Consider the following 16,539-nt stretch of genomic DNA (forward strand, 5'->3'; position numbering starts at 1 on the left):
GGCGGAGGGAAGCGAGGCGGCGAGGGCGAGCGGCAGGTCCGCTACAACGCCAGGCCCTCGGCCTCGGCAAATTCCGTCAGCTTCTGCCGGATCGAAACGCTGCCGCTAGGTGCATCCAGCAGGGGTCCAAGCATGGCTGCGGCCTTCTTGACGTCGAGGTCGATCACCATCGCCTTGACCGGGCCGAGCGCGGTCGCCGACAGCGACAGCGAGCGGTAGCCCATCGCCAGCAGCGCCAGCGCGCCGATCGGCTTCGAGGCCATCTCGCCGCAGAGCGACAGCGATTTCTTCGCGGTCAGCGTTTTTTGCGCGATGTCGCGCAGCGCGCGCAGGATCGGCGTCGACATGGTGTCGAAGCGCTCGGAGACCTTGGCATTGCCGCGGTCGACCGCGAACAGGAACTGGAACAGATCGTTGGAGCCGACCGAGATGAAGTCGACCTTCTTCAGGAGTTCGTCGAGCTGGTAGAGCAGGGCGGGCACCTCGACCATGGTGCCGATGTCGATGCGCTCCGGCAGGGTGTGGCCATGCTGGCGCAAATAAGTCAGCTCGCGCTCGACCAGCGCCTTCGCCGAATCGAATTCGGCGACCTCCGTGATCATCGGGAACATGATCCGCAGTGCGCGGCCGCCGCCGGCGCGGAGCAACGCGCGGATCTGGCCGCGTAAGAGGCCGGGACGGTCCAGTCCGAGCCGGATCGCGCGCCAGCCGAGCGCGGGATTCTCCTCGATCACCGTCTCCATATAGGGCAGCGCCTTGTCGCCGCCGATGTCGAGGGTGCGGAAGGTGACGGGCTTGGGGCCCGCGGCGTCCAGCACGGCGCGGTAGAGCGCGAGCTGGTCGCTGGTGCGCGGCAGGCTCTGTCCCACCATGAATTGCAGCTCGGTGCGGAACAGGCCGATGCCGGCGCTGCCGGTGTCGTCGATATGCGGCAGGTCGATGGCAAGGCCCGCATTGATCAGGAGCTCGACCTTCTCGCCGTCCTTGGTGACGCAGGGCCGGTCGCGCAGCGCCAGATATTGCGCCTGGCGGCGGGCACGGAAGCGCACCCGTTCGGCATAGGCTGCTTCGATCTCCTGCGACGGGCGCACATAGATCGCGCCCGAGGTGCCGTCGACGATGATGGCATCGCCTGGATCGGCGATGCCGGGCGCATTCGGCACTTCGCCGACCGCGGGAATGCCGAGCGCGCGGGCCACGATCGAGACGTGGGAGTTGGCGGTGCCTTCCTCCAGCACGATGCCGCGCAGGCGCTTGCGGTCGTAATCGAGCAGTGCCGCCGGGCCCATCGCACGCGCGATGACGATGGCATTGTCGGGCAATTGTTCGCGTGAAGGCGCGTGGTCCTGGCCGACCAGCTGCCGCATCAGGCGGTAGCCGAGGTCTTCCAGGTCATGCAGGCGATCGCGCAGGTATGGATCGGTGGAGCGCAGCATGCGGGCTCGGGTGTCGGATTGGACGCGCTCGACGGCGGCTTCCGCGGTGAGGCCGGTGGCGACCGCCTCGTGCAGCTTGTGCGACCAGCCCTGATCGTTGGCGAACATGCGGTAGGCTTCGAGCACGTCGCGGTGCTCGCCGACCTCGGCGACATCGCCGCGCTCCAGCATGCGGTCGAGATCCGAGCGCAGCTTGGCCAGCGCGGTGTCGAGCCGCTTGATTTCCTTCGGCAGGTCCTCGGCAATGTAGTCCTTGATGACGACGCGCGGCTCGTGCAGCACGACATGGCCGAGCGCAATGCCTTCCGAGAGGATCGCGCCGGCCTTCTGCGTCGAATGGCGCGCGGCCGGCTCCAGGCCCGGCTGGGCCAGCGCGGACAATTCGCCTGACGCGATCAGCTCCGCCAGCACCATGGCAGTGGTCTGCAGCGCCTCGAGTTCCTCCTCGACATAGGTGCGCTTGGCGCGGTTCTGCACCACCAGCACGCCGAGCGTGTTGCCGGCGCGCAGGATCGGCACGCCGAGGAAGGAGTGATAGATCTCTTCGCCGGTCTCCGGGCGGAATGAGAAGGCCGGATGGCTCTGCGCGTCGTTCAGATTGAGCGGCGTCGCCTCGCTGGCGACAAGGCCGACCAGGCCCTCATGGGCGCTGAGTACGGTGTGGTGCACGGCCTCGCGGTTGAGGCCTTCGGTGGCGTAGAGCTCGAGGGTGTTGTCAACGCGCAGCACATAGACGGAGCACACCTCGGCCACCATGTTGGCGGCGATCAGCACCACGATCTTGTCCAGCCGCTCCTGGGCCGAGACCTGCTCCGCCATGGTTTCGCGGAGCCGTCTCAACAAGACGCGGGGACCTCCCGACGCGCTCCGCATGAACCGTCAATCTCCTCCGTCTGCCCGGTCCGGCGATATTGGCCGGCGGCTGGCCTAAAATTCCAGAAAAACAATCAAATTGTTTGTCCGGCGCAGGTGCAAACGCAAATCTTCCCGAGATTTTGTGCTTGCGTCGAATCAGCGCCGCCTGAACTGGGACACAGTCTGCGGCAGCCCACCCTGTCCGCCGTATAGCGAATTGAGGCTTGTTTTGCCAAGCAAAACGCCTGCCAAACGCGAAGGTGTGTACACCCCAGCGTTTGCTGCGACCGCTAAGAGAAAATTAGCCTTGGCATGGTCCGGAAAAGTGCGAAGCGGTTTTCCGGCAAGACCACGACGGTGGCGCTTCAGGCCTGATCGAGGCCGTAGAGCGTGTGCAGCGTGCGCACCGCAAGCTCGGTATAGGCCGCGTCGATCAAAACCGAGAATTTGATCTCGGAGGTTGTAATGGCCCGGATGTTGATATTCCGTCCCGCGAGGGCCGAAAACGCCTGGGCCGCGACGCCGGCATGGCTGCGCATGCCGCTGCCGATCACCGAGATCTTGGCGACGTCGGTCGCGGTATCCAGCCGTGCATACCCGATCTTGGCCTTGGCGGCGGTGATCGTCTCCTTGGCCCTGACGTGGTCGGCGGCCGGCACCGTGAAGGTCAGGTCGGTGGTCTTGCCGTCTTCAGACACGTTCTGGACGATCATGTCGACGTTGATATTGGCATCCGCGAGCGGGCCGAAGATCGATGCGGCAACGCCAGGCTTGTCCTCGATCTGGCGCACCGAGATCTGGGCCTCGTCCTTCGAAAAGGCGATACCGGTGACGACGTGGTTTTCCATGATCTCCTCCTCGCCGCAGATCAGGGTGCCGGGCGGCTGGTTGGCATGCGGGTCGATATCCTCAGGCTTGTCGAAGCTCGAACGGACGAAGATCGGCATGTTGTGGACCATGCCGAGTTCCACCGAGCGCACCTGGAGCACCTTGGCGCCCTGGGAGGCCAGTTCCAGCATGTCTTCGAACGCGATCTTGTCGAGCCGCTTGGCCTTCGGCACGATCCGCGGGTCGGTGGTGTAGACGCCATCGACATCGGTGTAGATGTCGCAGCGATCGGCCCTGACGGCAGCGGCGACGGCCACGGCCGAGGTATCGGAGCCGCCACGGCCAAGGGTGGTGATGCGGCCCGTCCTGGGATCGATGCCCTGGAAGCCGGCGATGACAGCGACCTCTTTCCGCTCCTGGAAGCGCTTGATGATCTCGCTGCCGTCGATGTCCTCGATCCGGGCCGAGGCATGAGCATCGCTGGTCTTGATCGGGATCTGCCAGCCCTGCCAGGAGCGGGCCTGGATGCCCATGCTCTGGAGCACGATGGCCAGCAGGCCCGAGGTGACCTGTTCGCCGGAGGCGACGACGGCGTCGTATTCGCGCGCGTCGTGCATCGGCGAGGCCTCGGTGCACCAGGCCACCAGCTCGTTGGTCTTGCCCGACATCGCCGAGACGACCACGGCCACTTCATGGCCGGCGTCGACCTCACGCTTCACATGGCGTGCGACGTTGCGGATACGTTCGATGTTGGCGACGGACGTGCCGCCGAATTTCATCACGAGACGGCTCATGACGACGCGTGCATTCCCTCTTGAGGATCAGTATGGTGACCCGCGCCGGACGGATGCCCTGGGGGATACCGCCCGCGCGTATACAGAGGGGCGGGGCCGGGGGCAAGCGGGTTCCTGCACCGGCCAATCCAGGCAATGGGTCATCAGAGGTCATGGCGCGCTATATTGACGAAATCCTGCAGCCCGGCGAGCGGGTGCTGTATTCGACCAATGCGCACTGGATCTTCTACTTCCCGGCCATTCTGGCCTGGATCGTGGCGATCGCCCTGTTCGTGGTCTCTCGCCGGACCGACATCTACGGCGTGATGATCATCTGTCTGTTCGGCTCCGGCCTGGTGGCGCTGGCCGCCCTGTTCTGGACCGTGAAAGGCTGGTTCCACCGCTTCACCACCGAGACCGACGTCACCAATCTCAGGGTTGTGCATAAGACCGGGTTCATCAAGCGTCGCACCTTTGAAATGGCGCTGGATAAGGTCGAGAGTGTTGATGTCGACCAGACGATTCTTGGACGAATTCTCAACTATGGCGACGTGACCATCCGCGGCGTCGGCGAAGGGATCGAGACCATCAAGACCATCGCCGATCCGCTTGCCTTCCGTAGTTCGATCACCACGCGTTAGGACCGCGCGTATCCATGAGCATGCAGCAAGATAGATCCGCAACTGCCACCGTGCCGCCGGGCTCGACCGTCGACGCCGCCGAGATCGCGAAATTCTCAAAGCTGTCAGCCGAGTGGTGGGACCCCAAAGGCAAGATGGCGCCGCTGCACCGGATCAATCCGCTGCGGCTCGGCTATATCCGCGACGCCGCCTGCCGCAAGTTCGAGCGCAATGTGCGCAGCCTCAACTGCCTCGGTGGCCTGCGTGTGCTCGACATTGGCTGCGGCGCCGGCCTGCTTTGCGAGCCGCTGTCGCGCCTGGGCGCACAGGTCATCGGGGTCGACCCGTCGGCCAGCAACATTGCGGCGGCGAAACTGCATGCCGATAAGAGCCATCTGTCGATCGATTACCGCTGCACCACGGTGGAGGAGATTGATCCGCGCGAGCGCTTCGACATCGTGCTGGCGATGGAGGTGATCGAGCACGTCGTCGACGTCGGCGTTTTTCTCAAGCGCTGCGCCTCGATGCTGAAGCCGAACGGCCTGATGGTGGTGTCCACGCTCAACCGCAATTGGAAGAGTTTTGCGCTCGCCATCGTCGGCGCCGAATACGTGTTGCGCTGGCTGCCGCCCGGCACCCACGAATGGAACAAGTTCGTCACCCCTGACGAACTGACCAAACATCTCCTCGACAACCGCCTCGTCATCACCGAGCAGACCGGCGTCGTCTACTCCCCCTTCGCCGACAAATGGACGCTCTCGTCCGACATGGACGTGAACTACATGGTGGTGGCTGAAGCGATGGTGTGAGGGGGCTCGTAAAGGGCTAGCTGCTTCCACAACCCCGCTGTCGTCCCGGCGGAGGCGGAGTTTGTCGCGAGAGCATCGCTCCTATGACGTGGGCGTGATTGACCTGTTGCCGCGTGGTCGGCAGGTTGCATCAACACTCCCGTAGCGGCACCCCATGTTCACCATCACCAGCCTTTGGATTCCCTTCACCGTCGTCGCTGCGCTCGGCCAGGTCGCGCGCAATGCGATGCAGCGGTCGCTGACGAAGCCGCTCGGGACATGGGGCGCGACCAATATCCGCTTCCTGTTCGGCTTCCCGTTCTCGCTGCTGTTTCTGGGGCTCGTGCTGGTCGCAACCGGCGATCACATCGGCATGCCGCCATCGATGTTCTGGCCGTGGCTGCTGCTCGGCGCGCTCAGCCAGATCGTCGCGACCGGGTTGATGCTGCTGGCCATGAACGACCGCTCCTTCGTGGTGACGACGGCCTACCTCAAGACCGAAGCGATCCAGACCGCGATCTTCGGCTTCGTCTTCCTCGGCGATCACCTCACCTGGCTGAAAGTGCTAGCGATCGTGATCGCCACCGTCGGCGTCGTCATCACCGCGCTGCGGCCCGGTGGCGAGAAGAGCTTTGCGGAGCTGAAGCCGACCATCACCGGCCTCGTTGCGGCGGCAGCGTTCGCACTCTCGGCGGTCGGCTTCCGCGGCGCCATCATCACCGTGCCGAACGTGTCGTTCGTGACCGCGGCCTCGTTCACGCTGGTGCTCGGCCTGTTCGTGCAGACGCTGATCCTGACGATCTATCTGCTCTGGCGCGCGCCTGACGTGTTGCGGGGAATTCTCGGACTATGGCGGCCTTCCATGCTGGCCGGCTTCACGGGCGCCTTCGCCTCGCAATTCTGGTTCCTGGCGTTCGCACTGACGGCCGCTGCCAACGTTCGCACGCTCGCTTTGATCGAGGTGCTGTTTGCACAAGGCGTGGCGTATTACTCGTTCAAGCAGCCGATCGCGCCGCGCGAGGTCTTTGGTATCGTGCTGATCGTGGTGGGCGTGGCGCTGCTGGTGGGATTTTGACTTTCCCAGCCGCCGTCAAGTCCGGCCATGACGAGAAGCGAGACTATTAATTCCGGTCTTCCGGCAGGGTCGGTAGCGGCGAGACCTCGATGCCCTCGTCGATCAGCGACTTCGCTTCATCAGGCGAAGCCTCGCCGTAGATCGGGCGATGTTCCTTGTCGCCGTAATGCATTGCGCGGGCTTCGTTGGCGAAGCGGTCGCCGACATTATCGGCGTTCGTCACGATGTGGTCGCGCAGCTCCTTCAGCTTGGCGCGCAGCTCGCGCTCCTGCGCCAGCATCAGCGAGGTCGGACCCGACGACGCAGCCTCGGGTGCGGCGGTTGTTGTCGGCTCCGTCGGCGGCGTGGCGCGCCCCTTCTTGCCGACGATGCGCGGCGCCATGATCGCCTTGTCGACCTTGGCCGAGCCGCAGATCGGACAGGTCACCAGCTTGCGCTTGACCTGCGAATCATAGGCCGACGAGCTCTGGAACCAGCTCTCGAACTCGTGGTTGCGGTCGCAATGGAGCGCGTAGCGGATCATGCCGATCCTCGCACCAGGTGCAGATGATCCGGCCCGGCCTTGGGATCGGAGACGCCGAAGCGGCGGCCGTGCTGGAGCGACGGGATGGCGCGGCGCGCGGTCTCGACCTTGGCCGGGTCGATCTTGGCCATGATGATGCCGGGCTCGACATCGCCCTCGGCGAGGATCTCGCCCCAGGGATCGATGATCAGCGAGTGGCCATAGGTCTCGCGCTTGTTCTCATGGATGCCCGCCTGGGCCGCCGCGAAGATGAAGCAGCCGGTCTCGATCGCGCGCGCACGCAGCAGGATGTGCCAGTGCGCCTCGCCGGTCTTGCGGGTGAAGGCGGAGGGAACGGTGATGAAATGAGCGCCGCTCTCGGCCAATGCGCGGTAGAGCGCGGGGAAGCGCACGTCGTAGCAGATCGTCAAGCCAACGCGGCCCCAGGGCAGGTCGGAGATCACGGCGGTCTCGCCCGGCTGGTAATTGGCGGATTCGCGATAGCTCTCGCCGTCCGGCAGCTCGATGTCGAACATGTGGATCTTGTCGTAGCTCGCGAGCACATTGCCCTCGGGCCCGATCAGGAACGAGCGGTTGACCGCCTTTTCGGGCGAGAACCGCAGCGCCAGCGAGCCGACATGGATGTGGATCTTCAGCTCGGCCGCGAGCGCGCGATACGCCTTGAGCGAGGTATCGTCCTCCTCGCTCTGCAGATGCTCGAACAGCGCCTTGCGGTTCAGCTGCATCATGTTGCTGACTTCGGGCGTCTGCACGTAGTCCGCGCCCTTGGCAGCCGCCTCCCGGATGAGTCTCGTCGCCTGCGCCAGGCTCGGCCCTGGCATCAGGCCGGTGCGCATCTGTATCATGGCGGCGGTGAAGGTCCTGTCCTCGCTCATGAGACCGCCTTGACGCCTTCGAGCAGGCCGTCGAGCTTGCCTTCGCGGTCGAGCGCGTAGAGGTCGTCGCAGCCGCCGATATGAGTTCCGCCGATCCAGATCTGCGGGAAGGTCGAGCCCGCGCCGGCGCGGTCGTACATCTCCTCACGCCAGGACGGGTTCTTGGCGACATCGAATTCCGTGAAGCTCGCCTTCTTTCGGGTCAGAAGCGACCTGGCGGCGGAACAATAGCCGCACCCCGGCCGGGTATAGATCTCGACAGCAGCGGTCATGGTATCAGGCGCTCTCATGTCATGAATTTATTGAATTATATGGGGGTTTACCTGGTCTCGACAACCCGGGCAAAGACCAGCACGTCGACCTGGGCTGCCTTGGCGCGCAGCAAAGCGCGGGCGCAGGCGTCCAGGGTCGCACCCGATGTCAGGACATCGTCGACAAGGACGATGCGTCGGCCCTGGACCTCGGACTGGTGGTCGGGGGATACCTGGAAAGCGCCCTGGACATTGGTGGCGCGCTGCGCCCGCGACAGGCCGATCTGCTGCTCGGTGGCGCGCACCCGGCGCAGCACCTCGGCTCTCACCTTCACATCGCTCTGGCGCGCGATGATCTGTGCCAGCGCGCCTGATTGGTTGTAGCGGCGGCGCCAGGCCCGCCGCCAATGCAAGGGCACCGGCACCAGCATGTCGGCGCCGTTGAGCAACTCGCCGCCCGCGCGCGCCATCCAGCGGCCCATGGCCGGCGCGAGATCGGTGCGGTCCTGGTATTTCAGCGCATGCACCAGCGTGCGCGCGACATCGTCATAGCGCACCGCCGCGCGTGCCCGCATGTAAGCCGGCGGGCTCGCGATCGCCTCCATCGACAGCATGTCGGGGCCGGGATCATAGACGAAGGGAATGCCGAGCCGCGGGCAATAGGGCCGTTCAATGAACGACAGCCGCGACCAGCACGCTGCGCACACACCCTCGCCATCGACCGGCTCGCGACAGGACACGCAGAGCGTCGGCAGCGCAATGTCGAGCGCGAGCTTTGCCGCCCGTGTCAGCACATGGCGGCCAGCCGTCCACGCGGCACGCAAAGGCGCGGCAATGGAACGGGATGGGGCGGCATCAGCTTCCATGACAGGAGGCTAGCGTTCCACGGCAATCCGCTCAAGCCACGCTCTCGTGCACCCGGGCGCAGCGCTGAAAGCGCTGAGGCGCGTCCGAGATACGAGAGAGGAGATTGCAATGGCCTGCATGATCGGCGTAACCAGCGGCATGGCTCAGACCCCACAGACCCCGCCCGCCTTGTTCGATCGCGCCCTGCTTCATGCGCGGCAGCGGCGCGCGCTGGCGCAGGGTCCCGAGAGCTTCCTGCTCGACCGGGTCGCCGAGGACATCTCCGACCGGCTTGCTGCAGTGATGCGCGAGTTTCATGCCGCGGCCGATCTCTGGACGCCTGGCGAGGGGCTCACAGGGCTGCGCGGACGGTTGCCGTCCGTGCAACGGATTGCGCTCGACGCAGCGGGCTCCGAGACATTGCCCGTGCTGCCCGAAAGCCTCGACCTCGTCGTCTCGGCACTGGCGCTGCAATTCGTCAACGATCTCCCTGGCGTGCTCGCGCAGGTTCGCCGCGCGCTGAAGCCGGACGGGCTGCTGCTCGCCGCGATGATCGGCGGCGACAGCCTGACCGAGCTGCGGCAGGCCTTTGCCGCGGCGGAGGCCGAATGCGAAGGCGGGGTCTCCCCGCGCGTGGCGCCGTTCGCCGATTTGCGCGACATCGGCGCGCTGTTGCAGCGAGCGGGCTTTGCGCTGCCGGTCACCGACGTCGATCGTGTCGTGGTGCGTTATGGCGACGCGTTCACGTTGATGCAGGATCTTCGCCGCATGGGCGCGGCCAATGTGCTGATCGAACGGCGGCGCACGCCGAGCCGGCGCGCGACGCTGCTGCGCATGGCCGAAATCTATGCCGAGCGCTTTGCCGATGCCGACGGCCGTATCCGTGCGACCTTCGACATCATCTGGCTGTCCGGCTGGGCGCCAGATGCGAGCCAGCAGCAGCCGCTGAAGCCGGGTTCGGCGAAAGCGAGCTTGGCGGAGGCGGTGAAGAAGGCGGGGGAGATTTAAGGCACTTACACCGTCATTCCGGGGCGATCCGCAGGACCGAACCCGGAATCACGAGATTCCGGGTTCGCGCTCTCGCGCGCCCCGGAATGACGATGAGGGCAAGCCTCACATCAGCAAATCGATCAAATGCGGGATCAGCGGAATATCCGCCGGCGGCATCGGGTAGTCGCGCAGCTTGTTGGCGCGGACCCAGGCCAGGTTTTGCCCCTCACGCGGCGTGACGATGCCTTCCCAGCGCCGGCAGATATAGAGCGGCATCAGCAGATGAAACGTCTCATAGCCATGGCTCGCAAAAGTCAGCGGCGCCAGGCACGGCTCGGCGACGGTGATGCCGAGCTCCTCGTGGAGCTCGCGGATCAGGCTTTGCTCGGGCCGCTCGCCCGGCTCGAGCTTGCCGCCAGGAAATTCCCATAAGCCCGCGAGCGTCTTGCCTTGCGGGCGTTGCGCGATCAGGACGCGCTTGTCGGCGTCGACGAGCGCGCAGGCCACCACCAGTGTCAGCTTCAGCTCGGCCATGATCCCTAAGACCGGTAATCGCCGTTGATCGCGACATATTCCTTGGTCAGGTCGCAGGTCAGCACGCGGTCGCGGCCCTTGCCGAGGCCGAGCGAGACCCGGATCGCGATCTCCGGCGCCTTCATCGCCTCCGACACCTGCGCTTCGTCGTAGGAGGGATCGCGCGCGCCGCTCTTGGCGACGCGGATGCCATTGAAGGAGATCGACAGTCTGTCGCGATCGGCCGGCTCGCCGGCCTTGCCGACGGCCATCACCACGCGGCCCCAATTGGCGTCCTCGCCGGCGATTGCGGTCTTCACCAGCGGCGAGTTGGCGATCGACATTGCGATCTTGCGGGCGGAAGCCTTGGTCTTGGCGCCCTCGACGGTGATCTCGACCAGCTTGCGTGCACCCTCGCCGTCGCGGGCGACTTGTTCAGAAAGATTGGCGAGGATCTGGTTGAAGGCCTTGGTGAAGGCCTTCAGGCGCGGATCGCTGGCGCGGCTGATTTTTGGCGCGCCGTGTTCGGCAGCAGCACCCGTCGCGAACGCCAGCAGCGTGTCCGAGGTCGAGGTGTCGCCGTCGATCGTCACCGCGTTGAACGTGTCCTCGACGCCGGCCTTGAGCAGCGCCTGCAGCGCGGCGGGCGCGATCGGCGCGTCGGTGAAGATGAAGGACAGCATCGTCGCCATATCGGGGGCGATCATGCCGGCGCCCTTGGCCATGCCGTTGATGGTGACCTTGGCCTTGCCGAGCTTCACGGTCGCGGTCGCGACCTTGGGGAAGGTGTCGGTGGTCATGATTGCTTTCGCCGCGGCGAGGTAATCGCCTGGCTCGGCTGATACGGCGAGGCGGCCCAGCACGCCGTCGAATTTGGTAGCGTCCAGCGGCTCGCCGATCACGCCGGTCGAAGCCAGGAAAATCTCGCTCTCGCTGCAGCCGACGGCCTTGGCAGCGATCTTCGCGGTCAGCGCGGTGGAGGCCCGGCCGGTCTTGCCGGTGAAGGCGTTGGCATTGCCGGAATTGACGACCAGTGCGCGCGCCTTGCCGCCCTTCAGCTTGGCACGGCACCATTCAACCGGTGCGGACGGGCACTTCGACTTGGTGAAGACGCCGGCGACGGCCGTGCCCTTGTCCATGATGGCGAGCAGCACGTCGGTGCGGTTCTTGTAGCGGATGCCGGCCTCGGCCGTCGCAAGACGGACGCCCGCGATCACGGGCATATCAGGGACATTCTTGGGGGCGAGGGGAGAGACGGAGGAGGACATCGCGGGGGCCTTGGTGAGGTCTGGATATGCAGATGCCCGGCCCCTCTTTGGGGCCGGGCATCAGGTAGGCTTAGATACTCTCCGCGTCACCGAAGTGACAGCAAATTCTTACTTCTTGGCCGGAGGGGCCATCTTGCTGTCGGCCGGCTTGGCATCCTTGGACGCGTCGGCCGCCGGCTGGTCCAGCCGCTCGACCTTGGCTTCGGTGCGCAGCTTGGCGACGTAATCGGCCTGGGCCTTGCGGGTGACGTACTGCTCGATCTGGGGCTTGACCTGGTCGAACTCGGGCGCCTTGCGGTTGCGCTTTTCCTCGACCTTGATGATGTGCCAGCCGAACTGCGACTTGACGGGGTCGGAGATCTTGCCCGGCTCGAGCGTGAAGGCCACGGCCGAGAATTCCGGCACCATCTGTTCCTTGGTGAAGAAGCCGAGGTCGCCGCCGTCGGCAGAGCCCGGGTCCTTGGACTTCTTCTTGGCGAGGTCGGCGAAATCGGCGCCCTTGTCGAGCTCCGCCTTCACCGCCTTGGCCTCGTCCTCGGTCTCGACCAGGATGTGGCGGGCGCGCACTTCCTGCTCGCCGGTGATCTGCTTGGAGGCCTCCTCATAGACCTTCTTCATGGCGTCGTCGGTGGTCGCCGCCTTGCCTTCCTGGGCCAGCAGGCTGTCCATCAGCAGGCGGTTGCGGGCGAACGCCATGCGCTTCTTGAACTCGTCGCTGTCGGCGACCTTCTTGTCCTCGGCGGCCTTGGCCACGATCTTCATGTCGATCAGGAACGACAGGACGTTTTCGTCCTTGGTCGCCGGATCCATTTGGGCGAGGCTCGGTCCGAGCTCTTCCTCGGCCATGGTGACGTCGCTCTTCTTGATTTCAGCGCCATTGACCTTGGCCAGGACCGGATCGTCGGCCGCCCGGAGCGGGCCTGCGAACGCCAGGGTCAGCACCAGGCAGGCTGCCAAGCCGAGGCTGCCAGCCAGGGCGGACGCTTGGCGGAAACGCAGGCCGGTGGTTACCGGGAACGAGGTGGTCATGGAAAATCCTTTTGTTGAAGCAGGGGGCTGCTCGAGCGGGGCGGACACTCGCCCAATTCAGGGGGGCTTGGCAACGCGAAAAGTCTGTCAAAATGATGAATTAGCCGCAATGCGCCCGCCGTTGACAAGGCCCTGACCGGGCCATATCTCTGCGCGGTCGCGACCATGGCGATGGCGTTTATTTTGCTGCGTTTTTGGCCGTTGAACCCAGACTAGCCCAATTCCCACCCATATGGCGGATGACCCCCCGCAGTCCGGGCTCTGGTGCCATAAGGCGTCACGGTGAGTTGATAGGCCGGAGGGTGACAACTTCTTAGGCCAACGCGGTTAAATCGCGAACACAGGAACTAGGCATGATCGGCGCGCTCGCCCGCAAGTTTTTCGGTTCCGCCAACGACCGGCGGGTGAAGGGATATCAGTCCCGCGTCAACGCGATCAACGCGCTGGAGCCCGAGCTCATCAAGCTCTCCGACGAGCAGCTCAAGGCCCGCACCGCCGAGTTCAGGCAGCAGCTCGCCGAGGGCAAGACGCTGGACGACCTGCTGGTGCCCGCCTTCGCCACGGTACGTGAGGCTGCCAAGCGCACGCTCGGCCAGCGCCATTTCGACGTTCAGCTGATCGGCGGCATGGTGCTGCACGAGGGCGACATCGCCGAGATGAAGACGGGTGAAGGCAAGACGCTGGTGGCGACGCTCGCCGTCTATCTCAACGCGCTCGCCGGCAAGGGCGTCCACGTCGTCACCGTCAACGATTACCTCGCCCGCCGCGACTCCGGCTGGATGGGCCAGATCTACAGCTTCCTCGGCATGACCACGGGCGTGATCGTCCACGGCCTGGACGATGCCGAGCGCAAGGCCGCCTATGCCTGCGACATCACCTACGGCACCAACAACGAATACGGCTTCGACTATCTTCGCGACAACATGAAGTACCGGCTCGAGGACATGGTCCAGCGGCCGCACTTCTTCGCCATCGTCGACGAAGTCGACTCCATCCTGATCGACGAAGCGCGCACGCCGCTGATCATCTCCGGCCCGCTCGACGACCGCTCCGACTTCTACAACACCATCGACGGCTTCCTGCCCAGGCTCGACAAGACCGACTACGAGGTCGACGAGAAGCAGCGCACCGTGACGCTGACCGAAGGCGGCATGGAAAAGATCGAGACGCTGCTGCGCGATGCCGGCCAGCTCAAGGGCGAGTCGCTCTACGACGTCGAGAACGTCTCCGTCGTGCACCACATCAACCAGGCACTGCGCGCCCACACGCTGTTCACCCGCGACAAGGACTACATCGTCCGCGACGGCGAGGTCGTGATCATCGACGAGTTCACCGGCCGCATGATGCCGGGCCGGCGCTATTCGGAAGGCCTGCACCAGGCGCTGGAAGCCAAAGAGCACGTCCAGGTTCAGCCCGAGAACCAGACCCTGGCCTCGATCACCTTCCAGAACTACTTCCGCATGTATGAGAAGCTCGCCGGCATGACCGGCACGGCCGCGACCGAAGCGGACGAGCTGTTCGACATCTACAAGCTCGAGGTCGTGGAGATCCCGACCAACCTCGCCATCGCGCGCCTCGACGAGGACGACGAGGTCTACCGGACCCAGAAGGAAAAATACCAGGCGATTCTCGCCGAGATCGAGCGGGCCAACGCAAGGCTGCAGCCGGTGCTGGTGGGTACAGCCTCGATCGAGAAGTCGGAAGTGCTGGCCGAATTCCTCAAGGCCAACGGCTACAAGCAGATCGACTTCGGCAAGGAGAACGCGCTCGACAAGCTCTATGCCGCCGCGCGCGCCGGCAAGCCGGCAAAGCTGTTCGCGGTGCTGAACGCGCGCTTCCACGAGCAGGAAGCCTATATCGTCGCCGAAGCCGGCGTGCCCGGCGCGATCACGATCGCGACCAACATGGCCGGCCGCGGTACCGACATCAAGCTCGGCGGCTCGCTCGAGATGCGCCTCCAGCAGGAGACCGCCGGCATCGAGGACGAGGCCGAGAAGGCGAAGAAGGTCGAGCAGATCAAGGCCGACATCGCCCATTTCCGCGACATCGTGCTGAAGGCCGAGGAGACCGTCGAGGTCGAGCCGGCCAAGGGTTCAAAGCCCGCCAAGACCGTGAAGAAGCCGGGCGGCCTCTACATCATCGGCTCCGAGCGTCACGAATCCCGCCGCATCGACAACCAGCTCCGCGGCCGTTCCGGCCGCCAGGGCGACCCCGGCCGCTCAAAGTTCTTCCTGTCGCTGGAAGACGATCTGATGCGGATCTTCGGCTCGGACCGCCTCGACAGCATGCTGCAGCGTCTCGGCCTGCAGGAGGGCGAGGCGATCATCCATCCCTGGATCAACAAGGCGCTGGAGAAGGCGCAGCAGAAGGTCGAGGCGCGCAACTTCGACATCCGCAAGAACCTGCTCAAGTTCGACAACGTCCAGAACGACCAGCGCAAGGTGATCTTCGACCAGCGCGTCGACCTGATGAAGGACGACAGCGTCGCCGAGACCGTCAGCGACATGCGTCACGCCTTCATCGAGGATCTCGTCGCCAAGCACGTGCCCGAGCATGCCTATGCCGAGCAGTGGGACGTCGCGGGCCTGAAGGACGAACTGAAGCGCGTGCTCGATCTCGACCTGCCGGTCGACGACTGGGCCAAGGAAGAGGGCATCGCCGACGAGGAGCTGCTCAACCGCATCGAGACCAAGGCGGATGAGCACATGGCTGCCAAGGTGGGGCAATGGGGTCCCGACGTGATGCGTTACGTCGAGAAGACCATCCTGCTGCAGACGCTCGACCACCTCTGGCGCGAGCATCTGATCATGCTCGACCATCTGCGCCAGGTCATCGGCCTGCGCGGCTACGGCCAGCGCGATCCGCTGCAGGAATACAAGACCGAGGCCTTCAACCTCTTCCAGGAGATGAGCGCGCATCTGCGCGAGGCCGTCACGGCGCAGCTGATGCGGGTCGAGATCGTGCCGCCCGAGCAGGAAGCCCCCGTGCTGCCCGCGATGGAAGCGCACAAGCTCGATCCGAGCACCGGCGAAGATGAAATGGCCCTCGCCAGCGTCACGCTCGCCCCGCAGCACACCGACGCCGCGCTGCGCGACCCGAAGAATCCCGCCAGCTGGGGCAAGGTCGGCCGCAACGAGGATTGCCCGTGTGGCAGCGGCAAGAAGTTCAAGCACTGCCACGGCCGGTACGCTTAGCGACTGGACGATACTGTCATGCCCCGCGAAGGCGGGGCATCCGTCCCCGCGACTTCGTAGCCCGGATGGAGCGAAGCGCAATCCGGGAAGCCTGACGCGACGAGAGAAAAACCCGGATTGCGCTTCGCTCCATCCGGGCTACGGCTGTTGAGCATGACGCGGCCGCCGCTCAATTCGAGCTGTCGATCAAGCTCTCCAGCAGCCGCTTGAGCTCGCTGGTCGACTTGTCGCCGTAGCTCTCCAGGATGTGCTCTTCCTGGTCCACCGCGAGCGAGTTGAGCTTCTTGCACAGCACCTTGCCGCGATCGGAGATGAACATCAGCACCTTGCGGCGGTCGTTGGGGTCCTGCACGCGATAGACCAGCGTGTCGGAGACCATGCGGTCGATCATCTTGGTCAGCGTCGGATGGTTGAGCAGCACCGCGTCCGCAAGCTCGCCCATGGAGTGGCCATCGCCGTCAGACAGCACTTTCAGGATGCGCCATTGCTCGACGGGAACTCCTTCCTTGCTGAGGCGCAGTTCCAGCTGGCGGTTGATCTCCCGGTTGGCTTGCGCGAGCAGGTAGGCGAGATGTTCGGTGATGGGAGCGTTCGATTTTGCCACGGCTGAAGACTTCGTCTTGACCCAATTGAGTGAATGTCTTGCAATCAATGCTGCATCTATATGCACTTCAA

The 16,539-nt window shown here is 64.8% G+C and carries 15 protein-coding genes; 5 read left to right on the forward strand and 10 right to left on the reverse strand.

Going from position 1 to position 16,539, the window contains the following annotated elements:
- Positions 1-41: 41 nt before the first annotated feature.
- Together ptsP and ACNJX9_RS02780 are read right to left on the reverse strand one after the other, a co-directional pair.
- Positions 42-2,309: a phosphoenolpyruvate--protein phosphotransferase gene (gene ptsP / locus ACNJX9_RS02775; RefSeq protein WP_439407731.1), complete on the reverse strand. Its 2,268-nt coding sequence runs from the start codon at positions 2,307-2,309 to the stop codon at positions 42-44.
- A 347-nt stretch (positions 2,310-2,656) separates the two neighbouring features.
- Positions 2,657-3,913: an aspartate kinase gene (locus ACNJX9_RS02780; protein WP_057747420.1), complete on the reverse strand. Its 1,257-nt coding sequence runs from the start codon at positions 3,911-3,913 to the stop codon at positions 2,657-2,659.
- Positions 3,914-4,065: 152 nt separating this feature from the next.
- Between ACNJX9_RS02780 and ACNJX9_RS02785 the strand changes: the two genes are divergently transcribed.
- The 3 genes from ACNJX9_RS02785 to ACNJX9_RS02795 all read left to right on the forward strand — a co-directional run bounded on the left by ACNJX9_RS02785 (position 4,066) and on the right by ACNJX9_RS02795 (position 6,375).
- Positions 4,066-4,533, forward strand: coding sequence for a PH domain-containing protein (locus ACNJX9_RS02785; RefSeq protein ID WP_057747421.1), 468 nt, complete (start codon positions 4,066-4,068; stop codon positions 4,531-4,533).
- A 14-nt stretch (positions 4,534-4,547) separates the two neighbouring features.
- Positions 4,548-5,321 carry a bifunctional 2-polyprenyl-6-hydroxyphenol methylase/3-demethylubiquinol 3-O-methyltransferase UbiG gene (gene ubiG, locus ACNJX9_RS02790; RefSeq protein ID WP_439407732.1) on the forward strand — a complete coding sequence of 258 codons (774 nt, stop codon included), beginning with the start codon at positions 4,548-4,550 and terminating at the stop codon, positions 5,319-5,321.
- Positions 5,322-5,475: 154 nt separating this feature from the next.
- Positions 5,476-6,375, forward strand: a complete 900-nt coding sequence (locus ACNJX9_RS02795) for an EamA family transporter (RefSeq protein ID WP_439407733.1) — start codon at positions 5,476-5,478, stop codon at positions 6,373-6,375.
- A gap of 46 nt (positions 6,376-6,421) precedes the next feature.
- On the opposite strand, the gene ACNJX9_RS02800 is transcribed toward ACNJX9_RS02795, so the two are convergent.
- From ACNJX9_RS02800 to ACNJX9_RS02815, 4 genes are read right to left on the reverse strand one after another with little or no spacing between them, the layout of a single operon-like run.
- Positions 6,422-6,898 carry a DUF1178 family protein gene (locus ACNJX9_RS02800; protein ID WP_439407734.1) on the reverse strand — a complete coding sequence of 159 codons (477 nt, stop codon included), beginning with the start codon at positions 6,896-6,898 and terminating at the stop codon, positions 6,422-6,424.
- Positions 6,895-7,773 carry a carbon-nitrogen hydrolase family protein gene (locus ACNJX9_RS02805; protein ID WP_439407735.1) on the reverse strand — a complete coding sequence of 293 codons (879 nt, stop codon included), beginning with the start codon at positions 7,771-7,773 and terminating at the stop codon, positions 6,895-6,897. Before ACNJX9_RS02805 ends, ACNJX9_RS02800 begins: the two co-directional genes overlap by 4 nt.
- Positions 7,770-8,045 carry a glutaredoxin 3 gene (gene grxC, locus ACNJX9_RS02810; RefSeq protein WP_057747426.1) on the reverse strand — a complete coding sequence of 92 codons (276 nt, stop codon included), beginning with the start codon at positions 8,043-8,045 and terminating at the stop codon, positions 7,770-7,772. The genes ACNJX9_RS02805 and grxC overlap by 4 nt, the downstream gene beginning before the upstream one ends.
- Before the next feature lie 47 nt (positions 8,046-8,092).
- Complete coding sequence (locus ACNJX9_RS02815; RefSeq protein WP_439407736.1) at positions 8,093-8,890, reverse strand: ComF family protein; 798 nt, start codon at positions 8,888-8,890, stop codon at positions 8,093-8,095.
- A 118-nt stretch (positions 8,891-9,008) separates the two neighbouring features.
- Here ACNJX9_RS02815 and ACNJX9_RS02820 point away from each other — a divergent pair, with 118 nt between their 5' ends.
- Positions 9,009-9,878, forward strand: a complete 870-nt coding sequence (locus ACNJX9_RS02820; RefSeq protein ID WP_439410242.1) for a methyltransferase domain-containing protein — start codon at positions 9,009-9,011, stop codon at positions 9,876-9,878.
- A 105-nt stretch (positions 9,879-9,983) separates the two neighbouring features.
- On the opposite strand, the gene ACNJX9_RS02825 is transcribed toward ACNJX9_RS02820, so the two are convergent.
- The 3 genes from ACNJX9_RS02825 to ACNJX9_RS02835 form a co-directional block, all read right to left on the reverse strand.
- Positions 9,984-10,394, reverse strand: coding sequence for a (deoxy)nucleoside triphosphate pyrophosphohydrolase (locus ACNJX9_RS02825; RefSeq protein WP_439407737.1), 411 nt, complete (start codon positions 10,392-10,394; stop codon positions 9,984-9,986).
- Between the two features lie 5 nt (positions 10,395-10,399).
- Positions 10,400-11,641: a bifunctional glutamate N-acetyltransferase/amino-acid acetyltransferase ArgJ gene (gene argJ / locus ACNJX9_RS02830; RefSeq protein WP_057747429.1), complete on the reverse strand. Its 1,242-nt coding sequence runs from the start codon at positions 11,639-11,641 to the stop codon at positions 10,400-10,402.
- A 108-nt stretch (positions 11,642-11,749) separates the two neighbouring features.
- Positions 11,750-12,670: a peptidylprolyl isomerase gene (locus ACNJX9_RS02835; RefSeq protein ID WP_439407738.1), complete on the reverse strand. Its 921-nt coding sequence runs from the start codon at positions 12,668-12,670 to the stop codon at positions 11,750-11,752.
- A gap of 353 nt (positions 12,671-13,023) precedes the next feature.
- On the opposite strand from ACNJX9_RS02835, the gene secA reads away from it, so the two are divergent.
- Positions 13,024-15,864 carry a preprotein translocase subunit SecA gene (gene secA, locus ACNJX9_RS02840; protein ID WP_439407739.1) on the forward strand — a complete coding sequence of 947 codons (2,841 nt, stop codon included), beginning with the start codon at positions 13,024-13,026 and terminating at the stop codon, positions 15,862-15,864.
- 169 nt (positions 15,865-16,033) lie between these two features.
- On the opposite strand, the gene ACNJX9_RS02845 is transcribed toward secA, so the two are convergent.
- Complete coding sequence (locus ACNJX9_RS02845; RefSeq protein WP_057747431.1) at positions 16,034-16,468, reverse strand: MarR family winged helix-turn-helix transcriptional regulator; 435 nt, start codon at positions 16,466-16,468, stop codon at positions 16,034-16,036.
- Positions 16,469-16,539 lie beyond the last annotated feature (71 nt).

This window comes from Bradyrhizobium sp. BLXBL-03 (assembly GCF_051853015.1).
GTDB lineage: Bacteria > Pseudomonadota > Alphaproteobacteria > Rhizobiales > Xanthobacteraceae > Bradyrhizobium > Bradyrhizobium manausense.